This is a genomic window from Marivivens aquimaris, assembly GCF_015220045.1.
In the GTDB taxonomy this organism is placed as follows: domain Bacteria; phylum Pseudomonadota; class Alphaproteobacteria; order Rhodobacterales; family Rhodobacteraceae; genus Marivivens; species Marivivens aquimaris.
Genome location: NZ_JADBGB010000001.1, coordinates 2893960 through 2912265, shown reverse-complemented (window position 1 = coordinate 2912265; position 18306 = coordinate 2893960). Strand labels below are relative to the sequence as shown.

The 18306-nt window shown below is 58.8% G+C and carries 20 protein-coding genes; 11 read left to right on the top strand and 9 right to left on the bottom strand.

What is annotated here, in order from left to right; all coding sequences use genetic code 11:
• Positions 1-13: 13 nt before the first annotated feature.
• Genes IF204_RS14370 through IF204_RS14360 form a run of 3 tightly spaced genes read left to right on the top strand, consistent with a single transcriptional unit; the run spans position 14 to position 3734 of the window.
• The gene (locus tag IF204_RS14370) at positions 14-1570 is read left to right on the top strand and encodes a hypothetical protein (protein WP_194097773.1); all 1557 of its coding nucleotides are present in this window, start codon (positions 14-16) and stop codon (positions 1568-1570) included.
• Between the two features lie 60 nt (positions 1571-1630).
• A complete protein-coding gene (locus IF204_RS14365; protein WP_194097772.1) occupies positions 1631-2977 on the top strand; it encodes a TldD/PmbA family protein in 1347 nt (448 codons plus the stop codon).
• Positions 2964-3734, top strand: a complete 771-nt coding sequence (locus tag IF204_RS14360) for a 3'(2'),5'-bisphosphate nucleotidase CysQ (protein WP_194097771.1) — start codon at positions 2964-2966, stop codon at positions 3732-3734. The genes IF204_RS14365 and IF204_RS14360 overlap by 14 nt, the downstream gene beginning before the upstream one ends.
• On the opposite strand, the gene IF204_RS14355 is transcribed toward IF204_RS14360, so the two are convergent.
• Together IF204_RS14355 and IF204_RS14350 are read right to left on the bottom strand one after the other, a co-directional pair.
• Positions 3731-4951: a glycosyltransferase family protein gene (locus tag IF204_RS14355; protein ID WP_194097770.1), complete on the bottom strand. Its 1221-nt coding sequence runs from the start codon at positions 4949-4951 to the stop codon at positions 3731-3733. The two genes, IF204_RS14360 and IF204_RS14355, sit on opposite strands and share 4 nt — an antisense overlap.
• A complete protein-coding gene (locus IF204_RS14350) occupies positions 4944-5750 on the bottom strand; it encodes an HAD-IIB family hydrolase (RefSeq protein ID WP_194097769.1) in 807 nt (268 codons plus the stop codon). The genes IF204_RS14355 and IF204_RS14350 overlap by 8 nt, the downstream gene beginning before the upstream one ends.
• 123 nt (positions 5751-5873) lie before the next feature.
• Between IF204_RS14350 and IF204_RS14345 the strand changes: the two genes are divergently transcribed.
• From IF204_RS14345 to lpxK, 3 genes are read left to right on the top strand one after another with little or no spacing between them, the layout of a single operon-like run.
• The gene (locus IF204_RS14345; RefSeq protein ID WP_194097768.1) at positions 5874-6107 is read left to right on the top strand and encodes a DUF4170 domain-containing protein; all 234 of its coding nucleotides are present in this window, start codon (positions 5874-5876) and stop codon (positions 6105-6107) included.
• A 7-nt stretch (positions 6108-6114) separates the two neighbouring features.
• Entirely contained in the window at positions 6115-7311 is a 1197-nt protein-coding gene (locus tag IF204_RS14340; protein ID WP_194097767.1) for a 3-deoxy-D-manno-octulosonic acid transferase, read from the top strand.
• A 1-nt stretch (position 7312) separates the two neighbouring features.
• Entirely contained in the window at positions 7313-8290 is a 978-nt protein-coding gene (gene lpxK / locus IF204_RS14335) for a tetraacyldisaccharide 4'-kinase (protein ID WP_194097766.1), read from the top strand.
• On the opposite strand, the gene IF204_RS14330 is transcribed toward lpxK, so the two are convergent.
• The 3 genes from IF204_RS14330 to IF204_RS14320 are packed head-to-tail and all read right to left on the bottom strand — an operon-like array spanning position 8277 to position 10606.
• Positions 8277-9395, bottom strand: coding sequence for a CaiB/BaiF CoA transferase family protein (locus IF204_RS14330; RefSeq protein WP_194097765.1), 1119 nt, complete (start codon positions 9393-9395; stop codon positions 8277-8279). The two genes, lpxK and IF204_RS14330, sit on opposite strands and share 14 nt — an antisense overlap.
• Entirely contained in the window at positions 9392-10084 is a 693-nt protein-coding gene (locus IF204_RS14325; RefSeq protein WP_194097764.1) for a DsbA family protein, read from the bottom strand. Before IF204_RS14325 ends, IF204_RS14330 begins: the two co-directional genes overlap by 4 nt.
• A 12-nt stretch (positions 10085-10096) precedes the next feature.
• Positions 10097-10606, bottom strand: a complete 510-nt coding sequence (locus IF204_RS14320) for a DUF721 domain-containing protein (RefSeq protein WP_194097763.1) — start codon at positions 10604-10606, stop codon at positions 10097-10099.
• 66 nt (positions 10607-10672) lie between these two features.
• On the opposite strand from IF204_RS14320, the gene mutY reads away from it, so the two are divergent.
• The 3 genes from mutY to IF204_RS14305 all read left to right on the top strand — a co-directional run bounded on the left by mutY (position 10673) and on the right by IF204_RS14305 (position 13562).
• On the top strand, positions 10673-11749 hold the full coding sequence (mutY, locus tag IF204_RS14315; RefSeq protein ID WP_194097762.1) for an A/G-specific adenine glycosylase: 1077 nt from the start codon (positions 10673-10675) through the stop codon (positions 11747-11749).
• Between the two features lie 27 nt (positions 11750-11776).
• Positions 11777-12907 (top strand): alkane 1-monooxygenase, encoded by a 1131-nt coding sequence (locus IF204_RS14310; protein WP_167636490.1) that lies wholly within the window; start codon positions 11777-11779, stop codon positions 12905-12907.
• 94 nt (positions 12908-13001) lie between these two features.
• Positions 13002-13562, top strand: a complete 561-nt coding sequence (locus tag IF204_RS14305; protein WP_194097761.1) for a type 1 glutamine amidotransferase domain-containing protein — start codon at positions 13002-13004, stop codon at positions 13560-13562.
• 120 nt (positions 13563-13682) lie between these two features.
• Here the strand turns inward: IF204_RS14305 and IF204_RS14300 are convergent, their stop codons facing one another.
• The 3 genes from IF204_RS14300 to IF204_RS14290 all read right to left on the bottom strand — a co-directional run bounded on the left by IF204_RS14300 (position 13683) and on the right by IF204_RS14290 (position 16125).
• Entirely contained in the window at positions 13683-14789 is a 1107-nt protein-coding gene (locus tag IF204_RS14300) for a site-specific DNA-methyltransferase (protein WP_167636486.1), read from the bottom strand.
• A gap of 108 nt (positions 14790-14897) precedes the next feature.
• Complete coding sequence (locus IF204_RS14295; protein WP_194097760.1) at positions 14898-15521, bottom strand: ribonuclease HII; 624 nt, start codon at positions 15519-15521, stop codon at positions 14898-14900.
• A gap of 94 nt (positions 15522-15615) precedes the next feature.
• Positions 15616-16125, bottom strand: a complete 510-nt coding sequence (locus IF204_RS14290) for a hypothetical protein (protein WP_194097759.1) — start codon at positions 16123-16125, stop codon at positions 15616-15618.
• A 156-nt stretch (positions 16126-16281) separates the two neighbouring features.
• Between IF204_RS14290 and IF204_RS14285 the strand changes: the two genes are divergently transcribed.
• Both IF204_RS14285 and IF204_RS14280 read left to right on the top strand, forming a co-directional pair.
• Entirely contained in the window at positions 16282-16557 is a 276-nt protein-coding gene (locus IF204_RS14285; protein ID WP_194097758.1) for a hypothetical protein, read from the top strand.
• A complete protein-coding gene (locus IF204_RS14280; RefSeq protein WP_322743290.1) occupies positions 16529-17233 on the top strand; it encodes a winged helix-turn-helix domain-containing protein in 705 nt (234 codons plus the stop codon). The genes IF204_RS14285 and IF204_RS14280 overlap by 29 nt, the downstream gene beginning before the upstream one ends.
• A 75-nt stretch (positions 17234-17308) precedes the next feature.
• On the opposite strand, the gene IF204_RS14275 is transcribed toward IF204_RS14280, so the two are convergent.
• On the bottom strand, positions 17309-18187 hold the full coding sequence (locus tag IF204_RS14275) for a hypothetical protein (RefSeq protein ID WP_194097757.1): 879 nt from the start codon (positions 18185-18187) through the stop codon (positions 17309-17311).
• Positions 18188-18306 lie beyond the last annotated feature (119 nt).

Sequence of the window (18306 nt, the reverse complement as noted above, 5' to 3'; positions counted from 1 at the left end):
TGAAAGGTCTATCGTGTTTAGCAAACTTTCCCCCCGCAGTCTCGCGCTGGTCGCGGCAGTTGTTCCCGTACCCGCGCTCGCAGACGTCACTGCAGACGATTACCTGAACATGATCACCGAGGTCGCGAACGCGTCTGGGTTCAAAGTGACATCGGACGTCAGCGCGGACGGCGATGTCACCACGGTCGAGAACCTCAATCTCGTGATGACCCTGCCGATGGATTTCGGTGCGTTCACAATGACCGTTCCGACTCTCACCATCACCGCAAGCGATGGTGAGCTCGACGTCGTCTATGGCGAGACGATGGACGGCCAGCTTACCATCACGCCGCCCGAAGAAGGTGCCGACGAACTGGTCACGCCGTTCACCGTCAGCATGTCAAACATGCGCGACCACGTGACCGGCGATCCCGACCAGATGCAGATCGAGCGTACCTATGACAGCATCGAAGCGATGTCGGATATGTCCGATATGGCGGCTCTCGACTCGATGGGCGAAGATGTTTCGGACATCGTTTCGACCTATCACGTCATCATGACCGACGGCTCGCAGACCACCACAGTATCGCTCGGTGACATGATCATCCAGAACGGCAGCTCCACGGCTGCGATGGTTGAGACGACGTCCCAAAATATCGGAGGGGGCAGCGATAAGACGGCCTATACAGCGAACGAAAATTCGACAGTCGACTACATCGTCCAGCTTCCGCGTCAGCCGCTGGACTTGATGAACGTTGCGGCGTCGATCCGCGCGGGCCTTTCGGTCGATATGTCCAGCAAGTCCGAAAAAGTAACTAGCTCGCAGTCAATGACCTTTACATCCGAAGCAACCGAGTACTCGGAGGCCTCCTCAGTAAGCATCGAAGCCAACGGTGAAACTGTTAACTCCACCACAAGCTTTGGCTTTGGTGAGAATGGTCTCTCGCTGGATATGGGCTTCGGCGGTTCCGTTGCAGATATCGCTGGCGATATGAACGGTATGCCGTTCGATGTGTCGCTGACTTCAGAGCCGTCGACCATGGAAATGGCCGCTCCGCTCATGGCAGCCGAAGATCCGCAGGAATTCTCGCTTGCAATCGACGTTCCGTCCTTCGCGATCACCTCGTTCGAGCCGCAGGAAATGCTGATGGGCTTTGACGTGACCGAGGGCGAAAACCACCTCGTCGTCGATATCAGCGGCGAGATGACCGTGATGCAGGATCTGCTGGATATCGAAACGATGATGGGCCTCGAAGATACGCCCGTCACCGTGCAGAGCGTATCCGTCAATTCGCTCGACCTTGGTCTGCTGGGCGCAATGGCAACGGCCGAAGGCGATTTCGAATTTACCGATATGATGGACCCGATGACAGGTATGCCCTTCAGCGTGACCGGCACCGCTCAGGTCGTCGTGGCCAACATCAACCAACTGCTGTCCCGCCTCGAAAGCACCGGCATGGTGCCGCCGAATGCAGGCATGATGCTGGGCGCGTTCCTGCGTCAGGAACCGCAGGACGGTATCGAAGATCGCTTCGTCGGTGATATCGAGCTCACTCCGGAAGGCTTCACCCTGAACGGCATGCCGTTCTGATCGAACACTTGCGATAGGTCGGCCGGAGAGCTACCTCATGCGAGACCGAAAGGATCTTGCATGACACGCACTCTGGCCGACCTGACCCACGAACTTCTCGACTATGCCCGCCAGTCCGGCGCGGACGCTGCTGATGCGCTCGCCGTTGACGGCACCTCCATGACAATCGACGTCCGCGCAGGCGCGCTTGAAAACGCCGAACGGTCAGAAGGCGTCGATATCGGCGTGCGCGTCTTCGTCGGCAACCGTCAGGCTTGCGTGTCCACCTCTGACACCCGTAGCGATGCGCTGAAAACCGTGGCGGAGCGTGCCGTTCAGATGGCCCGCCTTGCACCCGAAGACCCGTATTGCGGCCTCGCCGATCCCGCGCAGCTCGCGACAGAGATTGACAGCTCTGGACTCGAACTTTTTGACCCGTCCGAAGAGCCCGCCCCCGCCGAACTGCAAGACATGGCCCAACGCGCCGAAGCCGCCGGCCTTTCGGTCGCCGGTGTCGAGCAGGTCATCTCTGCTTCTGCCGGATACAGCAACCGCGCTCTGCACCTCGCCGCGACCAATGGTTTCTCGGGTGGCTATCGCCGCAGCGATATCGGCATGTCCTGCGTGGCGCTTGCCGGCAAGGGTGGCAAGATGGAGCGCGACGCTGATGGCGACGGGCGCATCTTCCGTAGCGATCTGCGCAGTGCCGAAGATATCGGGCGCACTGCTGGCGAACGTGCCGTTGCCGCGCTGAACCCGCGCCGCGTCAAAACGGGCGCCTATCCTGTCATCATCGACGAACGCGTGTCCTCGACACTGATCGGCCACCTGCTCTCCGCTACCAATGGCGCGATGATCGCCCGCGGCTCGTCTTGGGCACGCAAATTGCTGGACCAGCAAGTGCTGCCGGACGGTATCTCGCTGATCGAGAACCCGCACCGTTCGCGTATTTCCGGCTCCAAGATGTTCGACGCCGAAGGTCTGCCGACCCGCAAGCGCGCCATTGTTGAAAACGGTGTTCTCCAGAACTGGACGCTGGACCTCGCCAACGCGCGCAAGCTGGGCCTCGAAAGCACCGGCTCCGCAGCGCGCGGCACCTCCGCCCCGCCGTCGCCGAGCGTGACGAACCTTGAACTGACCCAAGGCACCAAGTCCCGCGAAGACTTGATGAAAGAGATCGGCACAGGTTTCCTCATCAACTCGTTCATCGGTGCGACGATTAACCCGAACACGGGTGACTATTCGCGCGGGGCGTCGGGCTTCTGGATCGAAAACGGCGAGATCGCCTATCCCGTCAACGAAGTGACCGTGGCGGGCAACCTGATCGAGATGCTGAAAAAGATCACACCAGCGAACGATGCGCGCACCTACCTCAGCCGCGTGATCCCGTCGCTTCTGGTCGAGGGGCTGACCCTTGCCGGCGAGTGATCTTGATCTCCTGATCGAGGCCGCGAACGAGGCCGGCGAAATCGCGAGCGGATATTACACCGCCGATCCGCAGGTCTGGCATAAACCCGATGACGCAGGCCCCGTGACCGAGGCCGACTACGCGGTCGATCACATGCTGCGCGAAAAGCTCCGCAGCGCGCGCCCCGACTACGGCTGGCTGTCGGAGGAAACCGAAGACAACGCTGAACGCCTGTCGACCAAGCATCAGTTCATCATCGATCCGATCGACGGCACACGCGCCTTCATTAACGGCTCGCGCGATTGGGCGCACAGCATCGCGATCGCGACGGACGGCAAAATCACCGCTGCCGTCGTGTTCCTGCCGATCCGCAACCAGATGTACGCCGCAGGCCGCGGCACGGGTGCTTTCCTGAACGGCGAGCGTCTCTCGATCCGCGACCGCGTCGGTATTCCATCCGTCCTCGCGGCCAAGCCGAACTGGCAACCGAAGTTCTGGAAAAACGGCACCCCACCGGAGTGCGACCAGCATTTCCGCTCGTCGCTAGCCTACCGCATGTGCCTTGTCGGAGTGGGCAGATTTGACGCCATGCTTACATTAAGGCCCAGCTGGGAGTGGGATATTGCTGCCGGCTCTCTCATCATCGAAGAGGCCGGCGGCATCGCAACGGACCGCGCAGGCGATCCGCTCGTGTTCAACAATCCCTTCCCGCAGGTCGACGGCGTGGTCGCAGGGACCAATGCCGCCCACAGTTTGCTGCGGGATAATCTGGCTTAGCCGAATTCGTCGCGGTCGGCTTGAACCGCCGCGAGCATGTCCGTCATCAGATCCGGATCTGCGGCATTCACGCGGCTCCAGTTCGGGATGAACGGCGTCTCCATCGGATTTTCGAGGAACACCTGACCTGCCTGCATGATATTGGCGGCGAACAGTTCGACGGCCGTTTCCTCGGCATGGCGATCAAGATGCAGACCGTTGATAAGCGAGTCGTTGTAGTAGGTGTCGATCTGATCAAGAGCCATGCGGAAGTAGGTCGCCTTGATCGAACGGAACACCTCCTCGCTCAGCACCGTGCCGTCAGCGGCCAGCTTGCGATAGAGCGCCTTGCAAATGTCGACCGACATACGGCTAAGACCTTGCGTCGCGTCCTCTGCCGATAGGTCTTGGTGCTTGTGGTCGTAGCGGTCGCTGATCTCCACCTGACAGACAGCTTGCGGGGACAGGTTGCGCCACGCCTCCGACAGAATACCGATTTCGAGGCCCCAATCCGACGGAATACGCATGTCGGGCAGGATCGGCGTACGCATCGCGAATTCGCCCGCGAGCGGGTAGCGGAACGACGAAAGGAAATCGAGGTAATCGCGCGGGCCGAGCACTTTCTTCAGCGCCAGCAGCAGCGGCGACACCAGCAGACGACTGACACGTCCGTTCATCTTGCCGTCGGCCACGCGGGGATAGAACCCCTTCGACATCTGGTATGGGAACGCCGGATTAGCGACGGGGTAGATCAGCTTGGCCAGCATATCGGACGAGTAGGTAACCACGTCGCAATCGTGCACGGCAACCACCGCAGCTTCAGCCTGCGCCAGCGTGTAACCGATGCAGAACCAGACGTTTCGACCCTTCCCCGGCTCGGACGGTGACAGGGTCAGACGCTGGAGGCGCTCGTCGATCGCTTTCATCCGCGGGCCGTCGTGCCAGAGCACCTCGTGCTGCGGCTTCAGCTTGGAAAAGAACTCACGGGCATAGCGGTACTGCTCGGCATCCGCACGGTCGAGGCCGATGATAATGCGGTTCAGGTAGGGAACGGTGTTCAACTCGTCGATGATAGCTGGAAGCGCGTCACCTTCGAGTTCGGAGAACAGCGACGGAAGGATGAGGTTGATCTTGCGGCGCTCGCCGAAAATCGACAGCTCCCGCGTCATGTCTTCGGTGCTACGGGTCCGAAGGTTATGCAGGGTGGCAATGCTGCCGCTCTGGTGGAAATCAGCCAAGTTCAACTCCTTTGTGCCAATTCTGACCGTTCTCGAAATGATCGAGGAAATGGTTCACCGCATCGTTCCAGCCCGAGGGGCCTTCCTTTGCGGTGCGGATAATGCGTTTGTCGGCCTCGCCCTGAAGCGTCGGCATCGGGTTGCCGTGACCGTTTTTGATGATGACGCCGTGGGTCGCGGCCTCGATCATCTCGATATCATTGGGCGCGTCGCCGAGCGCGAGCGTGAATTCCGCATCTGCGCTCGTGGCAATTTCCTTCATGCGGTCGGCTTTGTTCGCGCCGAAACTGAGCGTGAGGTATCTGCCGCCGTGACGGGCGTGGACCTCCTGCTCGGCAAGGTTGGCGATGAAATCCTCCAGCTCTGCGTTAGTGCCGTTCCAGATGCCAGGTTCCGAAAACTGACGTTTGCCCGCAGCCTTTGCAGCGTCGCGCGGCAGTCCCGTGTGCTCGGCGATGCCCTCGGCACCCCAATCCGAAAAGCTCTCGAATTTCTGGCGAAGCGTTTCTGGCATCTGAGACACGGCGTTCATCAGCGCGTCGTGTACGATGGCTTCCGAACCTGCCTCCTCGCCAGCCGCGATAATGCCAGCGCCGTTTTCAACAATGCACGGGCAGTGGTCGAAACCCATCTCGCTCCGCAGCGGCACAAGCTCTGCTGCTGTCTTTGAACTGGCGAGAACGAGCATAATCCCATCCGCCTTCAACCGCTCAAGTGCAGGGCGCGCGGGTTCCCAGCTATAGGTGCTGTGATCCAGCAACGTTCCGTCCAGATCCGAAAATACGGCAATCCGAGGCATCGCGTCTCCTTTGTTAGCCCTATCATTACCGCTTTGCTGCATTGCAGCAACCCGCAGCGGTGTTACTTGACGATGTAGGGTGAAAGTTTAGTTTGGCCCCAACTTTCAGCACTGGAGCACAACATGGCCCAACGCCTGCACCTCGTCTTCGGCGGCGAACTCGTCGATCCGTCCACCACCCAATTCGCGGACGTCGAAAAAATCGACATCGTCGGCATCTTCCCGAACTACGAAACCGCCTATGCGGCTTGGAAATCGGCTGCCCAGCGCACCGTGGACGACGCCCACACCCGTTATTTCATCGCGCACCTGCACCGTCTGCGCGACGAAGAGATGACACCGGTCGATCAGGCCTGATCCGCATATGGCCCACTCGCTGGCCCTCGCGACCTATGTCGCCCTACGCGGACGCGGAAAGGACGGCGTAAGCCGTGACCCGCGCCCCGACGGTCCGCTTGTGTGGTTCCACTGCCCGACGGCCTGCGATCTGCTCCATGCGCAAAGCGTCATCGATACGCTTCAGGACGATCAGGAGCAGGTCAGTTTTCTGATCACTGGCACACAAAGCGAGCCTGAAGTCTTGGACGACGGCGATGTCATCATCGGCACCGGTCCTGGAAGGACGAAGGCCGAAGTCGAAGGGTTTCTCGATCACTGGTTACCCGACGCGCTGTTCTGGCTTGGCGGGCAGGTCGATCCGCTGGTGGTTGCCGTGGTCAAGGAACGCCCGATCAGGCGTTTTCTGGTCAACATCCGCTCGGACGATCCCATTGTGACAGGCGGCGGGTGGCTTCCGGGTATCAAGTCCGACACCATCAGCGAATTCGAAACCGCGTTTGCCGCAGACACCATGACCGCCACGCGGCTCATCCGCCTCGGCATGTCGCAAGAGGCCGTGACGGTCACAGGCTCCTTTACGGAAAGCATTCCGGTCTTGCCCTACAACGAGGCCGAACGCGCCGACTTTGCTCAAGTCGTCGGGTCGCGCCCGATGTGGTTGGCATCGGACGTGCCGGTGCAGGAACTTGAGGGCGTGATCGCTGCGCACAAGAACGCGCTGCGCCGCTCGCACCGCTTGCTGCTGATCTTGGAGCCCCGCAATCCGGAAGACGGCCCGATTTATGCCGAGGCCGTCGAGAAGGCCAAGCTGAAGGCCGTTCTCCGCTCCGAGGACGACCCAAAAGATACCACCCACGTCTACATCGCCGACCTTGGTCAGGAGCGCGGAATGTGGTTCCGCATTGCACCCACGACCTATATCGGCGGCACGATCCTCGGCGGTGGGCGGCATCCATTCGAGCCCGCATCGCTCGGGTCGGTCGTGGTGCACGGCCCCGAGAATAAGCCCTATCAGGACGCCTATAATCGCCTTGATAAAGCGGGGGGCGCGAAGGCCGTGAAGAATAACGTCGAGCTGGCGAGTGCGATCGAAAAGCTTCTTTCCCCCGACAAGGCCGCGCAGATCGCTCACGCCGCTTGGGCCGTTACTTCGCAAGGCGCAGAGGTGACCAACCGTGTGGCGTCGATGATCGCCAGCCTCCTTGATACGTTGGATCACTGACATGCCCGCACCGCTATTCTGGTTCAACGATCCGAAAAAACCCGGTTTCAAAGCGCGGCTCTTGGCGCCTGTCGCGGCGCTCTACGCTGCCGCCACTTCCCGCCGCGTGGCCAAGGTCGGCTACAAAGCGGCGATCCCCGTCATCTGCATCGGCAACATCAATGTCGGCGGCACAGGTAAGACGCCGACCGCGATTGCGCTGGCACAGAGACTGATTTCGATGGGTTACGCGCCGCATGTCGTGTCGCGTGGCTACGGCGGCAGCCTCAAAGGGCCGCTGCAGGTCAACGAACGCGAACACACAGCCGATCAGGTCGGTGACGAGCCGCTGCTGCTCTCCGCGTTTACGCCGACGTGGATCGCGAAGGACCGCGCGGCAGGCGTGAAGGCCGCTGAAGCAGCGGGTGCCGAAGTCATTCTGCTCGACGACGGTTTCCAGAACCCGAGCGTTGTGAAGGACGTGAATATCGTTGTCGTCGATGCCCGCCGCGGGTTTGGCAACCGCCGTGTCTTGCCGGCAGGACCGCTGCGGGAACCCGTGGAAAAGGGTCTAAAGCGGGCAGATGTGGTGCTTTCTATCGGTGAAGAACTCGCACCGCTCGGCGCTCTGCCAGTTCCGCTGGTCAAGGGACGACTGGAGCCGCTCAAGACCGGCATGACGTGGAGCAATATGCGTGTGCTGGCCTTTGCAGGCATCGGCAACCCCGAGAAGTTCTTTGCCACTCTTCGCGATCTTGGCTGTGACATCATCCGCGCAGAGGCTTTGGAAGATCACCAGCCGCTGACTGACTCGCTGCTCACCCGCTTGGAGCTTGAGGGCAAAACCCGTGTCGCCCAGCTGGTCACGACAGAAAAAGACGCAGTCCGCTTGCCCGCAAGTTTCCGCCCGAAAGTACTGACGGTGCCTGTGCGGCTTGAAGTCGACGACTGGAGCCCGATTGACGCGGCGCTCGCGAAAGTCGGCATCACTCCTCGATAAGCGACTGATCCTGTCCGAGGTTCGGTGACGCGCGATCGAGGCTAAGCTCGGCATCCGAGAAGGTGATTGGCGTCCGGATCGACGGCATCCCATCGCAATCTACAACCATGCCGCGCGCGACGACCTGCGGGTCAGCAAAGACGTCAGCCATATCGTTGATGGGACCGGCGGGAATGCCGTGCGCTTCGCAAATCGCTAGCAAGCCATCCCGCGTATGCTGCCGTGTCGCCGCTGTCAGGATCGGCACCAGCACATCGCGGTGCGCCAGACGGTCGGCATTCGTGGGGTACTGGTCCGCCAGCTCAGGCAGGCCGAGTTGCTGGCAAAGCCGCTGGTATTGGCCGTCATTACCAACAGCGATGATGATATGCCCGTCAGAGCAATCGAACACCTGATACGGCACGATATTCGGATGCGCATTGCCCATCCGCTGCGGCGCTTTGCCGGTGGTGAGGTAGTTCATGCCTTGGTTTGCCGATATCGCGGTCGCCACGTCCAGCAGCGCCATGTCAATGTGCTGCCCCTGCCCCGTGCTCTGCCGCTGGTGCAGGGCGGCAAGGATCGCGGTCGTCGCATAAACACCTGTAAAGATGTCCGTGACCGCCACGCCGACCTTTTGTGGCTGCTGGTCGGGCTCGCCAGTAATCGACATCAGACCGGACATGCCTTGGATGATATAGTCATAGCCCGCGCGATGCGCATAGGGGCCGGTCTGGCCGAAGCCGGTGATCGAACAGTAGATGAGGCGCGGGTTGATGGCCCTGAGGCTTTCGTAGTCGAGGCCGTATTTCTTCAACCCGCCGACTTTAAAGTTCTCGATCAGCACATCGGCGTCACGCACCAGATTGCGGACCGTTTCGCGGCCTTCTTCGGTGCGGAAATCGACAACGACGGATTTCTTCCCGCGATTGGCTGCGTGGAAATAGGACGCGGTCGTCTCGCCGTCTCTTTCAACGAAAGGAGGCCCCCAACGGCGGGTATCATCGCCATCGGGAGCCTCGACTTTAATCACTTCGGCCCCGAGGTCTGCCAGCGTCTGTCCGGCCCATGGGCCTGCGAGAATACGGGCAAGTTCGATTACCTTGAGGCCGTGTAGTGGTGTCATTCAGTCTTGGTTTCTTCGCCTTCCGCATCCGCTTCTGCGGGTGCTTCCTCGGTGGCAGCTTCTTCGGTCCAGCCCGCCTTTTCAAGCTCTTCGTCCAGAATCTTGGCGAAGTCGTCATAAGCCATGTTAGAGTACTTCTGACCCTGGATCATGAAGCTCGGGGTGCCTTCAATGTTGTCACGCTCTGCGTTGGTTTCGTACCAAGAGATCAGGTTCTGGGCCATTTCGGCGTCCTGCATACATGCGTCGAGCGAGGCATCGTCCAGACCGGCAGCCTTACCGATCGAGCGTAGGTTTGCAGCGATCTGTGCCGGCTCGCCTTGGGTCCATTCACGCTGCTTGGCGAATACCATTTCGGTAATGCCGAAGAAGCGCATCTGACCGCCACAACGGGCGATCATCGACGCCCAGAGGCCGTAACGGTCGAAGTACACTTCGCGGAAGACAAAACGGACCTTGCCGGTGTCGATGTAGTTCGCCTTAATTTCCTTGAACTGGTTCGCTTCGAAGTTGGCGCAGTGCGGGCAGGTGAAGGATGCGTATTCGATCACTTCGACCGGCGCATCGGGGTCGCCCAGTACCATGTCAGGAATAAGCGACTCGGTCTCATCCTGTGCGAAGGCCGGAACGCCGATTATGCTGGCGAAAGCCATGGCGGTCGTGGCGGTCAGGTATTGGCGTCGGTTCATATTTGGCCTCTGTCAGGTTTTGCGTTTGCTAAGTACATTGGTTGCAAGGCTTTCGAGGGCAAGGCGCAGGTCATCATTTCCCACGCTCTCTCCCATCGACTTTGCCTCTTTCACGACCACGGGATCAAGTGCGGCAACCGTTTTGGTTTTCTGTTTGAACTGGACCTGCCCTTCGGCAAATCCGGTCGGAGCGGTCTGCGTGATCCTGATGCGGGAAATGGCGCGGTAGCCGTAGCAGCTGTTCACCTTGTTCAGGATCTGCTCTTTCTGCATTTCCAGCATCGGAGCCTGCGCACCGGTCGTCAGAACGGTAAGGGTTGCGCCCATGCCCTCTCGGCCATACGAAATGTTGACCGGACGGGCTATTCCGGCGATGCCACTTCCGACGATATCTTCCCAGTGCGTGATGACGCGGGATACGGCGAAACCACGGGACTCTGTCGCGGTGCGGATGCGGGTTTGCATCAGCGTGACAGCGCGGGCAAAACCGCGGGTGGTTCCTCTGGATCGATCTTTTGTCATCTTGGGGGTCATCTTATCGGCAGGTACGGCAGGTGCCAGCAAAACCACTGTTACAGGGGCTAAAGATTGCGTGACGGTTTAAGTGATATTCTCTTGGAATGGTATGACACCCATGCGCGGGTCATGCCATGGCGGGTTTCGCCGCAAGACCGCAAGGACGGCGTTCTGCCCGATCCCTATCGCGTGTGGATGTCCGAGATCATGCTACAGCAAACCACGGTCGCTGCGGTCAAGGATTACTTCCATCGATTTACCGAGAAATGGCCGACCGTCGCCGATCTGGCCGCCGCCGAAGATGCCGATGTCATGGCCGAATGGGCGGGCCTCGGTTACTACGCCCGCGCGCGCAACCTGCTGAAGTGCGCCCGTGCCGTTGTCGACGATCACGGCGGCAAGTTTCCCGACACCCGCGAAGGGCTGCTGAAATTGCCTGGGGTTGGGCCTTACACGGCTGGCGCCGTGTCTTCGATTGCGTTCAACCGCTCTGAAGTGGTCGTGGACGGCAATGTCGAGCGGGTGATGTCACGGCTCTACAACGTCGAAACACCACTGCCGACGTCGAAGCCCGAACTGACCGAACTGGCCCGCGACCTGACGCCTGACGAACGTCCCGGCGACTATGCTCAGGCTGTCATGGACCTCGGCGCGACCATCTGCACGCCGCGCAATCCCGCGTGTGGTATCTGCCCGTGGCGCGAACCTTGTGTTGCCCGCGCCGAAGGCACTGCAGCAAGCCTGCCGCGCAAACTGCCAAAGAAGAAGGTGCCCACCCGTTTCGGCCACGCCTACGTCGCCCGCCGCGCCGATGGGGCTTGGCTGCTGGAAACGCGGCCCGAAAAAGGAATGCTCGGCGGTATGCTTGGCTGGCCCGGGTCGGATTGGAGCGATGATCCGCCCCCCGCCCCGCCGTTCGACGGCAACTGGACCACGCTGAATGCCGAAGCGCTGCATACCTTCACGCATTTTCATCTGCGTCTGAAGGTCCATACCGCCGAGCTTCCACAGGGGGCCGAGCCGGAGAATGCCGTTCTCATCGGCAAGCACGACTTCAAACCGTCATCGCTCCCCACTGTGATGCGAAAGGTCTACGACCTTGCGGCAGCGACATTCGTTCCGGTTGCCGATAGCAGGTCAGAGCAGTAGCGTCGCGGTAGTCAAAGGGAACAGGACATGTCCGCCAAAGCTCAGGTATCATTCGTGAACGCCGCGCCATTCTGGTTGTCGCTCGCTTTGGTGCCTCTGCCGGTGATCGCCGCAATCTACGGCGGCTGGACGATCCTGCTGACGCCGCTTCTGGCATGGCACCTGTTCACCGTGATCGACTCGTTCGCGGGCCTGAGTGATGCGAATCCCGATCCCGAAACGCCCGATCCCCAGCTGTTCTGGTACAAGCTGATCACGATGATCTGGCCGCCGGTGCAACTTGGCCTGATCTTCGGGCTACTGGCGTACATCACACACACCGACCACCTCAGCACATGGGGCAAGATCGGTGTGATGTTCGACGTCGGCGTCCTGACCGGTACCATCGGGATCGTCTATGCGCATGAGTTGCTGCACCAAAGAAACCGCCTCGAACGGTGGTTAGGCGACGTGCTGCTGGCAATGGCGCTTTACTCACACTTCCGGACCGAGCACCTACTGGTTCACCACGTCTACGTCGGCACGCCGCGCGATGCAGTCACCGCGCGGTACAACGAAGGATTTCACCGTTACTTCGCGCGCGTTTTGCGCACCTGCCCGCCGTCCGCGTTCAAGGCTGAAAAGCGGATGCTCGCCCGCAAGAAGCTGCCATGGTGGCACATCAGCAATCCGTTCTGGCGCTATCTTGCGATGCAATTCTGGATGATCGTCTTCGCCGCTTGGATCGGGGGCTGGGAGGGCGTCGGCCTGTTCGTCGTCCAGGCTTTTGTCGGCATCTGGGCGCTGGAGCTGACGAATTACGTCGAACACTACGGCCTGACCCGCCGCCATCTGGGCGATGGCAAATACGAGCCCGTTCGTCCGCATCATTCGTGGAACGCCGCGCACAAGGCGTCGAACTGGTTGCTGATCAATTTGCAGCGCCACTCCGACCATCACTACCGCCCCGACCGTCGTTTTCCGCTGCTCCAGACCTACCCCGAGGTCGAAGCGCCTCAGCTTCCGTTCGGTTATCCTATGATGGCAATGGCGGCGATGGTTCCGCCCGTCTGGCGGCGCTGGATGAACCCCAAAGTCCGTGCTTGGCGGCGAACGTATTACCCCGACATCACCGACTGGACGCCCTACAAAAAGGGCACCAACCCGATGCCGCGGTAACAGTGCGGCTCACAACGATGTCAGTCCGGCAGTAGGAACAAAGCCCCTGTTTCATTGGTTTTCCGGCCAAATGAAATTCAATCAGGAGGCTCCCATGCCGAAGATTACCGAAGCAAAAATCCTTATCCTCGCCACCAACGGTTTCGAACAGTCGGAACTCGAAACCCCGCTGCACGAGCTGAAAGGCAAAGGCGCCACCGTCCACGTCGCATCGCCTGATGGTGAGGCCATCAAGGGCTGGGACGAAAAGGACTGGGGTAATGAAGTCAAAGCCGACCTCGCGCTCGCCGATGTGAAGGCTGCCGACTATGACGCGATTGTCCTGCCTGGCGGCCAAATCAACCCCGACATCCTGCGCACCATTCCCGAAGCCGTTGACCTGATCAAAACCTTCTACAACGAAGGCAAGACCGTTGCTGCGATCTGTCACGCACCGTGGCTGCTGGTCGAAGCAGGTATCGTGAAGGGCAAGAAGGTTACCTCGTACAATTCGATCAAGACCGACATCGTCAATGCTGGCGGTGACTGGCACGACAAGGAAGTCGTGACCGACAAGGGCCTGATCACGTCGCGCAATCCGAACGACCTTCCGGCGTTTGTTGCGAAAATTGTCGAGGAAATCGAAGAAGGCGAGCATCAGCGCGCTGCTGCCTAATACGGGAAAAGATTGATAAAAATCTTTGCCAAAAAGCCCCGCCGTTCATGACGGCGGGGTAAGTTAGAGCCTACTTCGACCGAGCAGGGTCGGAGGCTCCGGCGGTAACTGGTAGAAAGATCAGTTGCCCTTCATTTCTGCGCGGATCTGCTGGCGGAGCAGATCGATCGGCACAAGCTGACCGTCGCGCTTGAATGTCCAGTAAGTCCAACCATTACAGCTCGGTGCGCTTTCATAGTGTGCGCCAACCTGATGGATCGATCCCTTCACGTCTGAACCGACCAGAGTGCCGTCTGCACGGACCTTGGCTTTGTGACGGCCGTTGAAGCTGAAAAGCTCCTCGCCCGGACGCAGCAGGCCACGCTCGACAAGCGTACCGAAGGCGACGCGCGGTTCGGCGCGTTTGGACTGGGATACCTGAAGCGCTTCGCGGTCGAACTTGCGGATCGCATCGATACGGCGCTTGGCGACCTTGCGGTACTCTTCCTCACGCTCGATACCGATGAAGTCGCGGCCTAGCATCTTGGCAACTGCACCAGTGGTGCCGGTGCCGAAGAACGGGTCGAGGACCACGTCACCGGGGTTCGTCGTGCCAAGCAGGACGCGATGCAGCAGCGATTCAGGCTTCTGCGTCGGGTGTGCCTTATCACCGGCATCGTCTTTGAGACGCTCGTGACCGGTGCAGATCGGCAGAACCCAATCCGAACGCATCTGCACACCTTCGTTGAGCGCTTTGAGCGCTTCGTAGTTGAAGGTGTACTTGCTGGCTTCCTCTTTCGAGGCCCAGATCAGCGTTTCGTGCGCATTGGTCAGGCGCTTGCCGCGGAAATTCGGCATCGGGTTCGACTTGCGCCACACAACATCGTTGAGGATCCAGAACCCTTGATTCTGAAGCTCTGCGCCCATGCGGAACACGTTGTGATAGCTGCCGATCACCCAGATCGCGCCGTTCGGCTTGAGGATGCGGCGCGCCGCATTCAGCCACTCACGCGTGAAGTCGTCATACGCTTTGAACGACGAAAACTGGTCCCAGTGATCGTCGACGGCATCGACCTTGCTGTTATCGGGGCGATGAAGATCGCCACGAAGCTGAAGATTGTAGGGCGGGTCTGCGAAAACAAGATCGACGCTTGCTTCCGGCAGTGAGTTCATCTGTTCGATGCAATCGCCCGCAAGAATGGTGTTAAGAGGGAGCGTTTCCACGCCCGTCTCCTTTGCTCTGTTCATTTTTTACTGCCTCGTTAACCGGCGGATTTTTCCGCTCTCTGGTTGATGGCTAAAATGGGGCAGAGAAGGAGCGGTGTCAAAAGCTTTATTGAATCAAGAGCTTACGTTTTACTCTTGATACAAGATATTGTGGACGGGCTTGAAGGACCGTCTATGAACCGGCGTGACGCCAAATTCTCTAAGCGCAGCAAGGTGTTCTGCCGTTCCGTAACCCGCGTTCCGCTCCCAACCGTAGCCTGGATACTGTTGCGCCAAGTCCACCATCAAGCGGTCTCGGCAGATTTTGGCGGCAATGGAAGCGGCAGCAATCGACACAGACCGCGCATCGCCTTTAACGATCGCTTCGGCTGACATCGGGAGCGCCTTGGGGAGGCGATTGCCATCTACGAGCACATGATCAGGCTGGATAGAAAGCCTTTCGACCGCACGGACCATCGCGAGGTGCGAGGCGTGGTAGATGTTGATCTCGTCAATTTCCTCGACCGTCGCGTGGGCAATCGACACCTCGGCCACGTCGAGCAGAGCTTCCAGCGCGGCATTGCGTTGCTTCGCGTTCAGCTTTTTTGAATCGTTCAGGCCCTCGGGTACCTTTTCTAAATCCAACACCACGGCGCAGGCGGTCACGGGTCCGCAAAGCGGGCCGCGCCCCACTTCGTCCACACCGGCGATACGCAGAAAACCGCGCTCTCGCGCGGCCAGTTCGAAACTCAGATCGGGAACAGTCTTGGTCATGCCTTCTGATAGATGGGGCAGAGGGCTGTTGGAACCCCCTGCCCCGCTGGTGGCGCGCTATCGGGGTTTCGCGCGCCTCCTCCCTGTCAGGAATTTACCTGCGCAACATGTTGAAACCATAGCTGCTCAGGCAGTCCGGATCGAACCCGTAGTGTTCGTCACGAACCCCGCGCACCTGACGTGCGCAGTTTCCGGGAAGCCGCGTGATTTGCACGCGGTTCTGTTGAAGGCATTCCGACGTGTAGATCGACACCGGACCGTTGTAGGTCGGCACCCCTTGCAGACACTGCGCAGGCAACGCGCGGGTCAGCTCTGACGGATGGTTGTCGGTCCAGCGGCCGTTGTTGTCGCGGTCATGGCGGTCGTCGCGGAAAAAATCGTTGCGTCGGTCCCAATCGCGGTGGTCATCATTCTCGGCAGTTTCCGGCGCGGGCGGCATGTCGTCCTTTTTGGACAGCGCGGTCCCGACAAGCGCGAGGAACGTGAGCCCGACGATCAGCTTGCCGATATCATCATTATTATTGCTATTCGCTGTCTGCGCTGCAGCAGGGTTGGCAAGGGAAAGAGCGGCAGCAACCAGGCCGGCAATGAGAGCGTTTCGCATGTGGACCTCCTCCGTGGCATAGATGCGCCGCGTCGTGCAGCGCTTGCCACGGTGATCGGTCCAAATCGCCCTGTCAGACAATAACGCGCCTTTGAAAGGCATCTGGCGCGAAGTGTTATTGAATAGCTGCCCCCGCTCTGTTCATTTAAGCGCATCATGAAACACATACTTCCCATCGTTCTGGCACTGCTCGGTACGGCGGCTCAGGCCGACTGCTACGCCGACTACAAGGCCAAGCAAGACGACCCGCTGCGATTGCAGTACGGGGTCGCTCAGATCAACGGCGCCTGCGAAATCGAGGCAGCCGCAAACGAACTGGCTCCGCGTCTTGAAGGTGCGGGCTGGATACTGCTGAATATTGTCAGCGTGTTCGACGAGAACGGACTGGAAGAAAGGCGCGATAGTGCAGGCGAAAATTTTCTCCGCTTCTGAATCGCTGAAGGCAGGTAACCGCGTCGTGGTTGCGGGCATTTCGGCAGTTGTTCTGGTCCTCGTTCTGGCAGCCGTTGTGCTGTTCGCGAACCTTCCCGATGCGAACGCGTTCAACGCCCGTGTCGAGCAGCTGTTCATCCAGAATGATGACCTGACAGCGCAGGCAGAGCTCAAGCTGCTGGAAATCCTCGCCCAATCCGGCACGGCGTTTCAGGACACGCTTGCCTCATACCGCTTCGTCATTTTCGTGCTGTTCGTCTTTGCGACCGCCCTACTGATCGCGGCCGTCGCTTTCCTTGTCATGCTGATCGAGATGAACCGCCGCATGAGTAAGATCGAACGTGCAGGGATCGAGATCAATTCGCTCGTCATCAGCCGCGACCAGAATACGGTCACGCTGAATGATTTCGAATTCAAACTGACCGAAGCATCCATCGAAACGCTCGCCGTTCTGGCCGAAGCGCGCATGGACGACGAAGTCATGTCCGGCCTCCAGATCGAAGCCGTCATATCGGGCCGCGATCCGTCAGACTGTGATGAAGCCGCAGGTGCCACGCGGATCAAACGCCTGCGCGACACGCTCGGCAACCAGATGATTAGCGAACTGCTCGTGAAAAACATCGCCCGCCGCGGCTACATGCTCGCCATCGACAAGGACGTCATCCGCATGACCTGATGTGGGTGATGGTGACCCCGACAGGATTCGAACCTGTAACCTGCCTCTTAGAAGCGAGGAAGTAGCCCCTATTTTCTACACTGGAAAAACCATCTGTTCAGCACTCCGTTCAAATGCAAGTTTCCTTTCTAGATTCAGAACTGGGAAACCGTGCTCATCGATCTCGACAAGCGAACGGGAGAAGTACTTCTCAGTATCGATTCCAGTATCAAATAGATCCAGCGCAACATTGACCAAACCATCGCCTGTATCATTTTGTGTCGAAACTGAAATTTTCAAATTTCCGTCAGGCAAAATGTTCACGTATTTGCCTGTTTTTCCGGGCGGCGGAACGGCTGGATGAGTGCGCGTTGGGTGCACACTGAGCCTGACATTTGCGGCGAAGTTGGCAACGATTTCAGCAGATTTCGATTGAAGCAAGACCGCAGTAGCCACGATTACCGGTTCAAGTTCGGATCGAGAAATGCTCTCTAGCTCAAGTAGCTTGATAAGCTCTTTCCGAACTTCGTGGGAAGAAAATACAGATTCCCCAGAAATCATACGACTAAAATGCTGAGCCAAATTGTAGTAAAGCTTTGGATTTTTGCAAACAAGCTGAGTTGAGTATGCCTCACTACCGTTGAACCAAGACTTTACTTCACGAACCAATGGTTTCTTATTTAGACCTGAAATCCTCTTTAGAACCGACATAGGCTCGCGCTCAATTTTACCCAAAAACCAAGACTTCATCCACCAAGGGCACTCCCCCCAAAAATCTAATTCAGTTCGCGTATTGCTCTGATATTTTTGGAAAAATGCCAATTGCGAAAACATGTAGGCAGTTCGATCGAGAGTTGCGCCTCGATCTCGACGACTATGCGCAATGAAATCGCCCACCTCTCTTGTAAATGGTCCAATATCAGCTTCTCGGTACTTAATATAGAGGGCAAGTACATCAGTGTCAGTGTACTTCAACTCGGAAAATCTATGGCTCATCTAATTTAAACTACTCACTAATTACGTAGTATGGGTTAAATATACTCTCGAAACACAAGTAAATGTTTCTTGCGACTCATCATATCTAAATGAAGGTG

Excerpts from the sequence above, each read along its gene's own strand:
- IF204_RS14295 (WP_194097760.1), bottom strand. The coding sequence starts at position 15,521 with ATGACCAAGACTGTTCCCGATCTGAGTTTCGAACTGGCCGCGCGAGAG.
- IF204_RS14330 (WP_194097765.1), bottom strand. The coding sequence starts at position 9,395 with ATGACACCACTACACGGCCTCAAGGTAATCGAACTTGCCCGTATTCTC.
- IF204_RS14310 (WP_167636490.1), top strand. The coding sequence starts at position 11,777 with ATGTCCGCCAAAGCTCAGGTATCATTCGTGAACGCCGCGCCATTCTGG.
- IF204_RS14305 (WP_194097761.1), top strand. The coding sequence starts at position 13,002 with ATGCCGAAGATTACCGAAGCAAAAATCCTTATCCTCGCCACCAACGGT.
- IF204_RS14320 (WP_194097763.1), bottom strand. The coding sequence starts at position 10,606 with ATGACAAAAGATCGATCCAGAGGAACCACCCGCGGTTTTGCCCGCGCT.
- IF204_RS14365 (WP_194097772.1), top strand. The coding sequence starts at position 1,631 with ATGACACGCACTCTGGCCGACCTGACCCACGAACTTCTCGACTATGCC.
- IF204_RS14285 (WP_194097758.1), top strand. The coding sequence starts at position 16,282 with ATGAAACACATACTTCCCATCGTTCTGGCACTGCTCGGTACGGCGGCT.
- IF204_RS14345 (WP_194097768.1), top strand. The coding sequence starts at position 5,874 with ATGGCCCAACGCCTGCACCTCGTCTTCGGCGGCGAACTCGTCGATCCG.
- IF204_RS14340 (WP_194097767.1), top strand. The coding sequence starts at position 6,115 with ATGGCCCACTCGCTGGCCCTCGCGACCTATGTCGCCCTACGCGGACGC.
- lpxK (WP_194097766.1), top strand. The coding sequence starts at position 7,313 with ATGCCCGCACCGCTATTCTGGTTCAACGATCCGAAAAAACCCGGTTTC.
- IF204_RS14350 (WP_194097769.1), bottom strand. The coding sequence starts at position 5,750 with ATGCCTCGGATTGCCGTATTTTCGGATCTGGACGGAACGTTGCTGGAT.
- IF204_RS14300 (WP_167636486.1), bottom strand. The coding sequence starts at position 14,789 with ATGAACAGAGCAAAGGAGACGGGCGTGGAAACGCTCCCTCTTAACACC.
- IF204_RS14290 (WP_194097759.1), bottom strand. The coding sequence starts at position 16,125 with ATGCGAAACGCTCTCATTGCCGGCCTGGTTGCTGCCGCTCTTTCCCTT.
- IF204_RS14325 (WP_194097764.1), bottom strand. The coding sequence starts at position 10,084 with ATGAACCGACGCCAATACCTGACCGCCACGACCGCCATGGCTTTCGCC.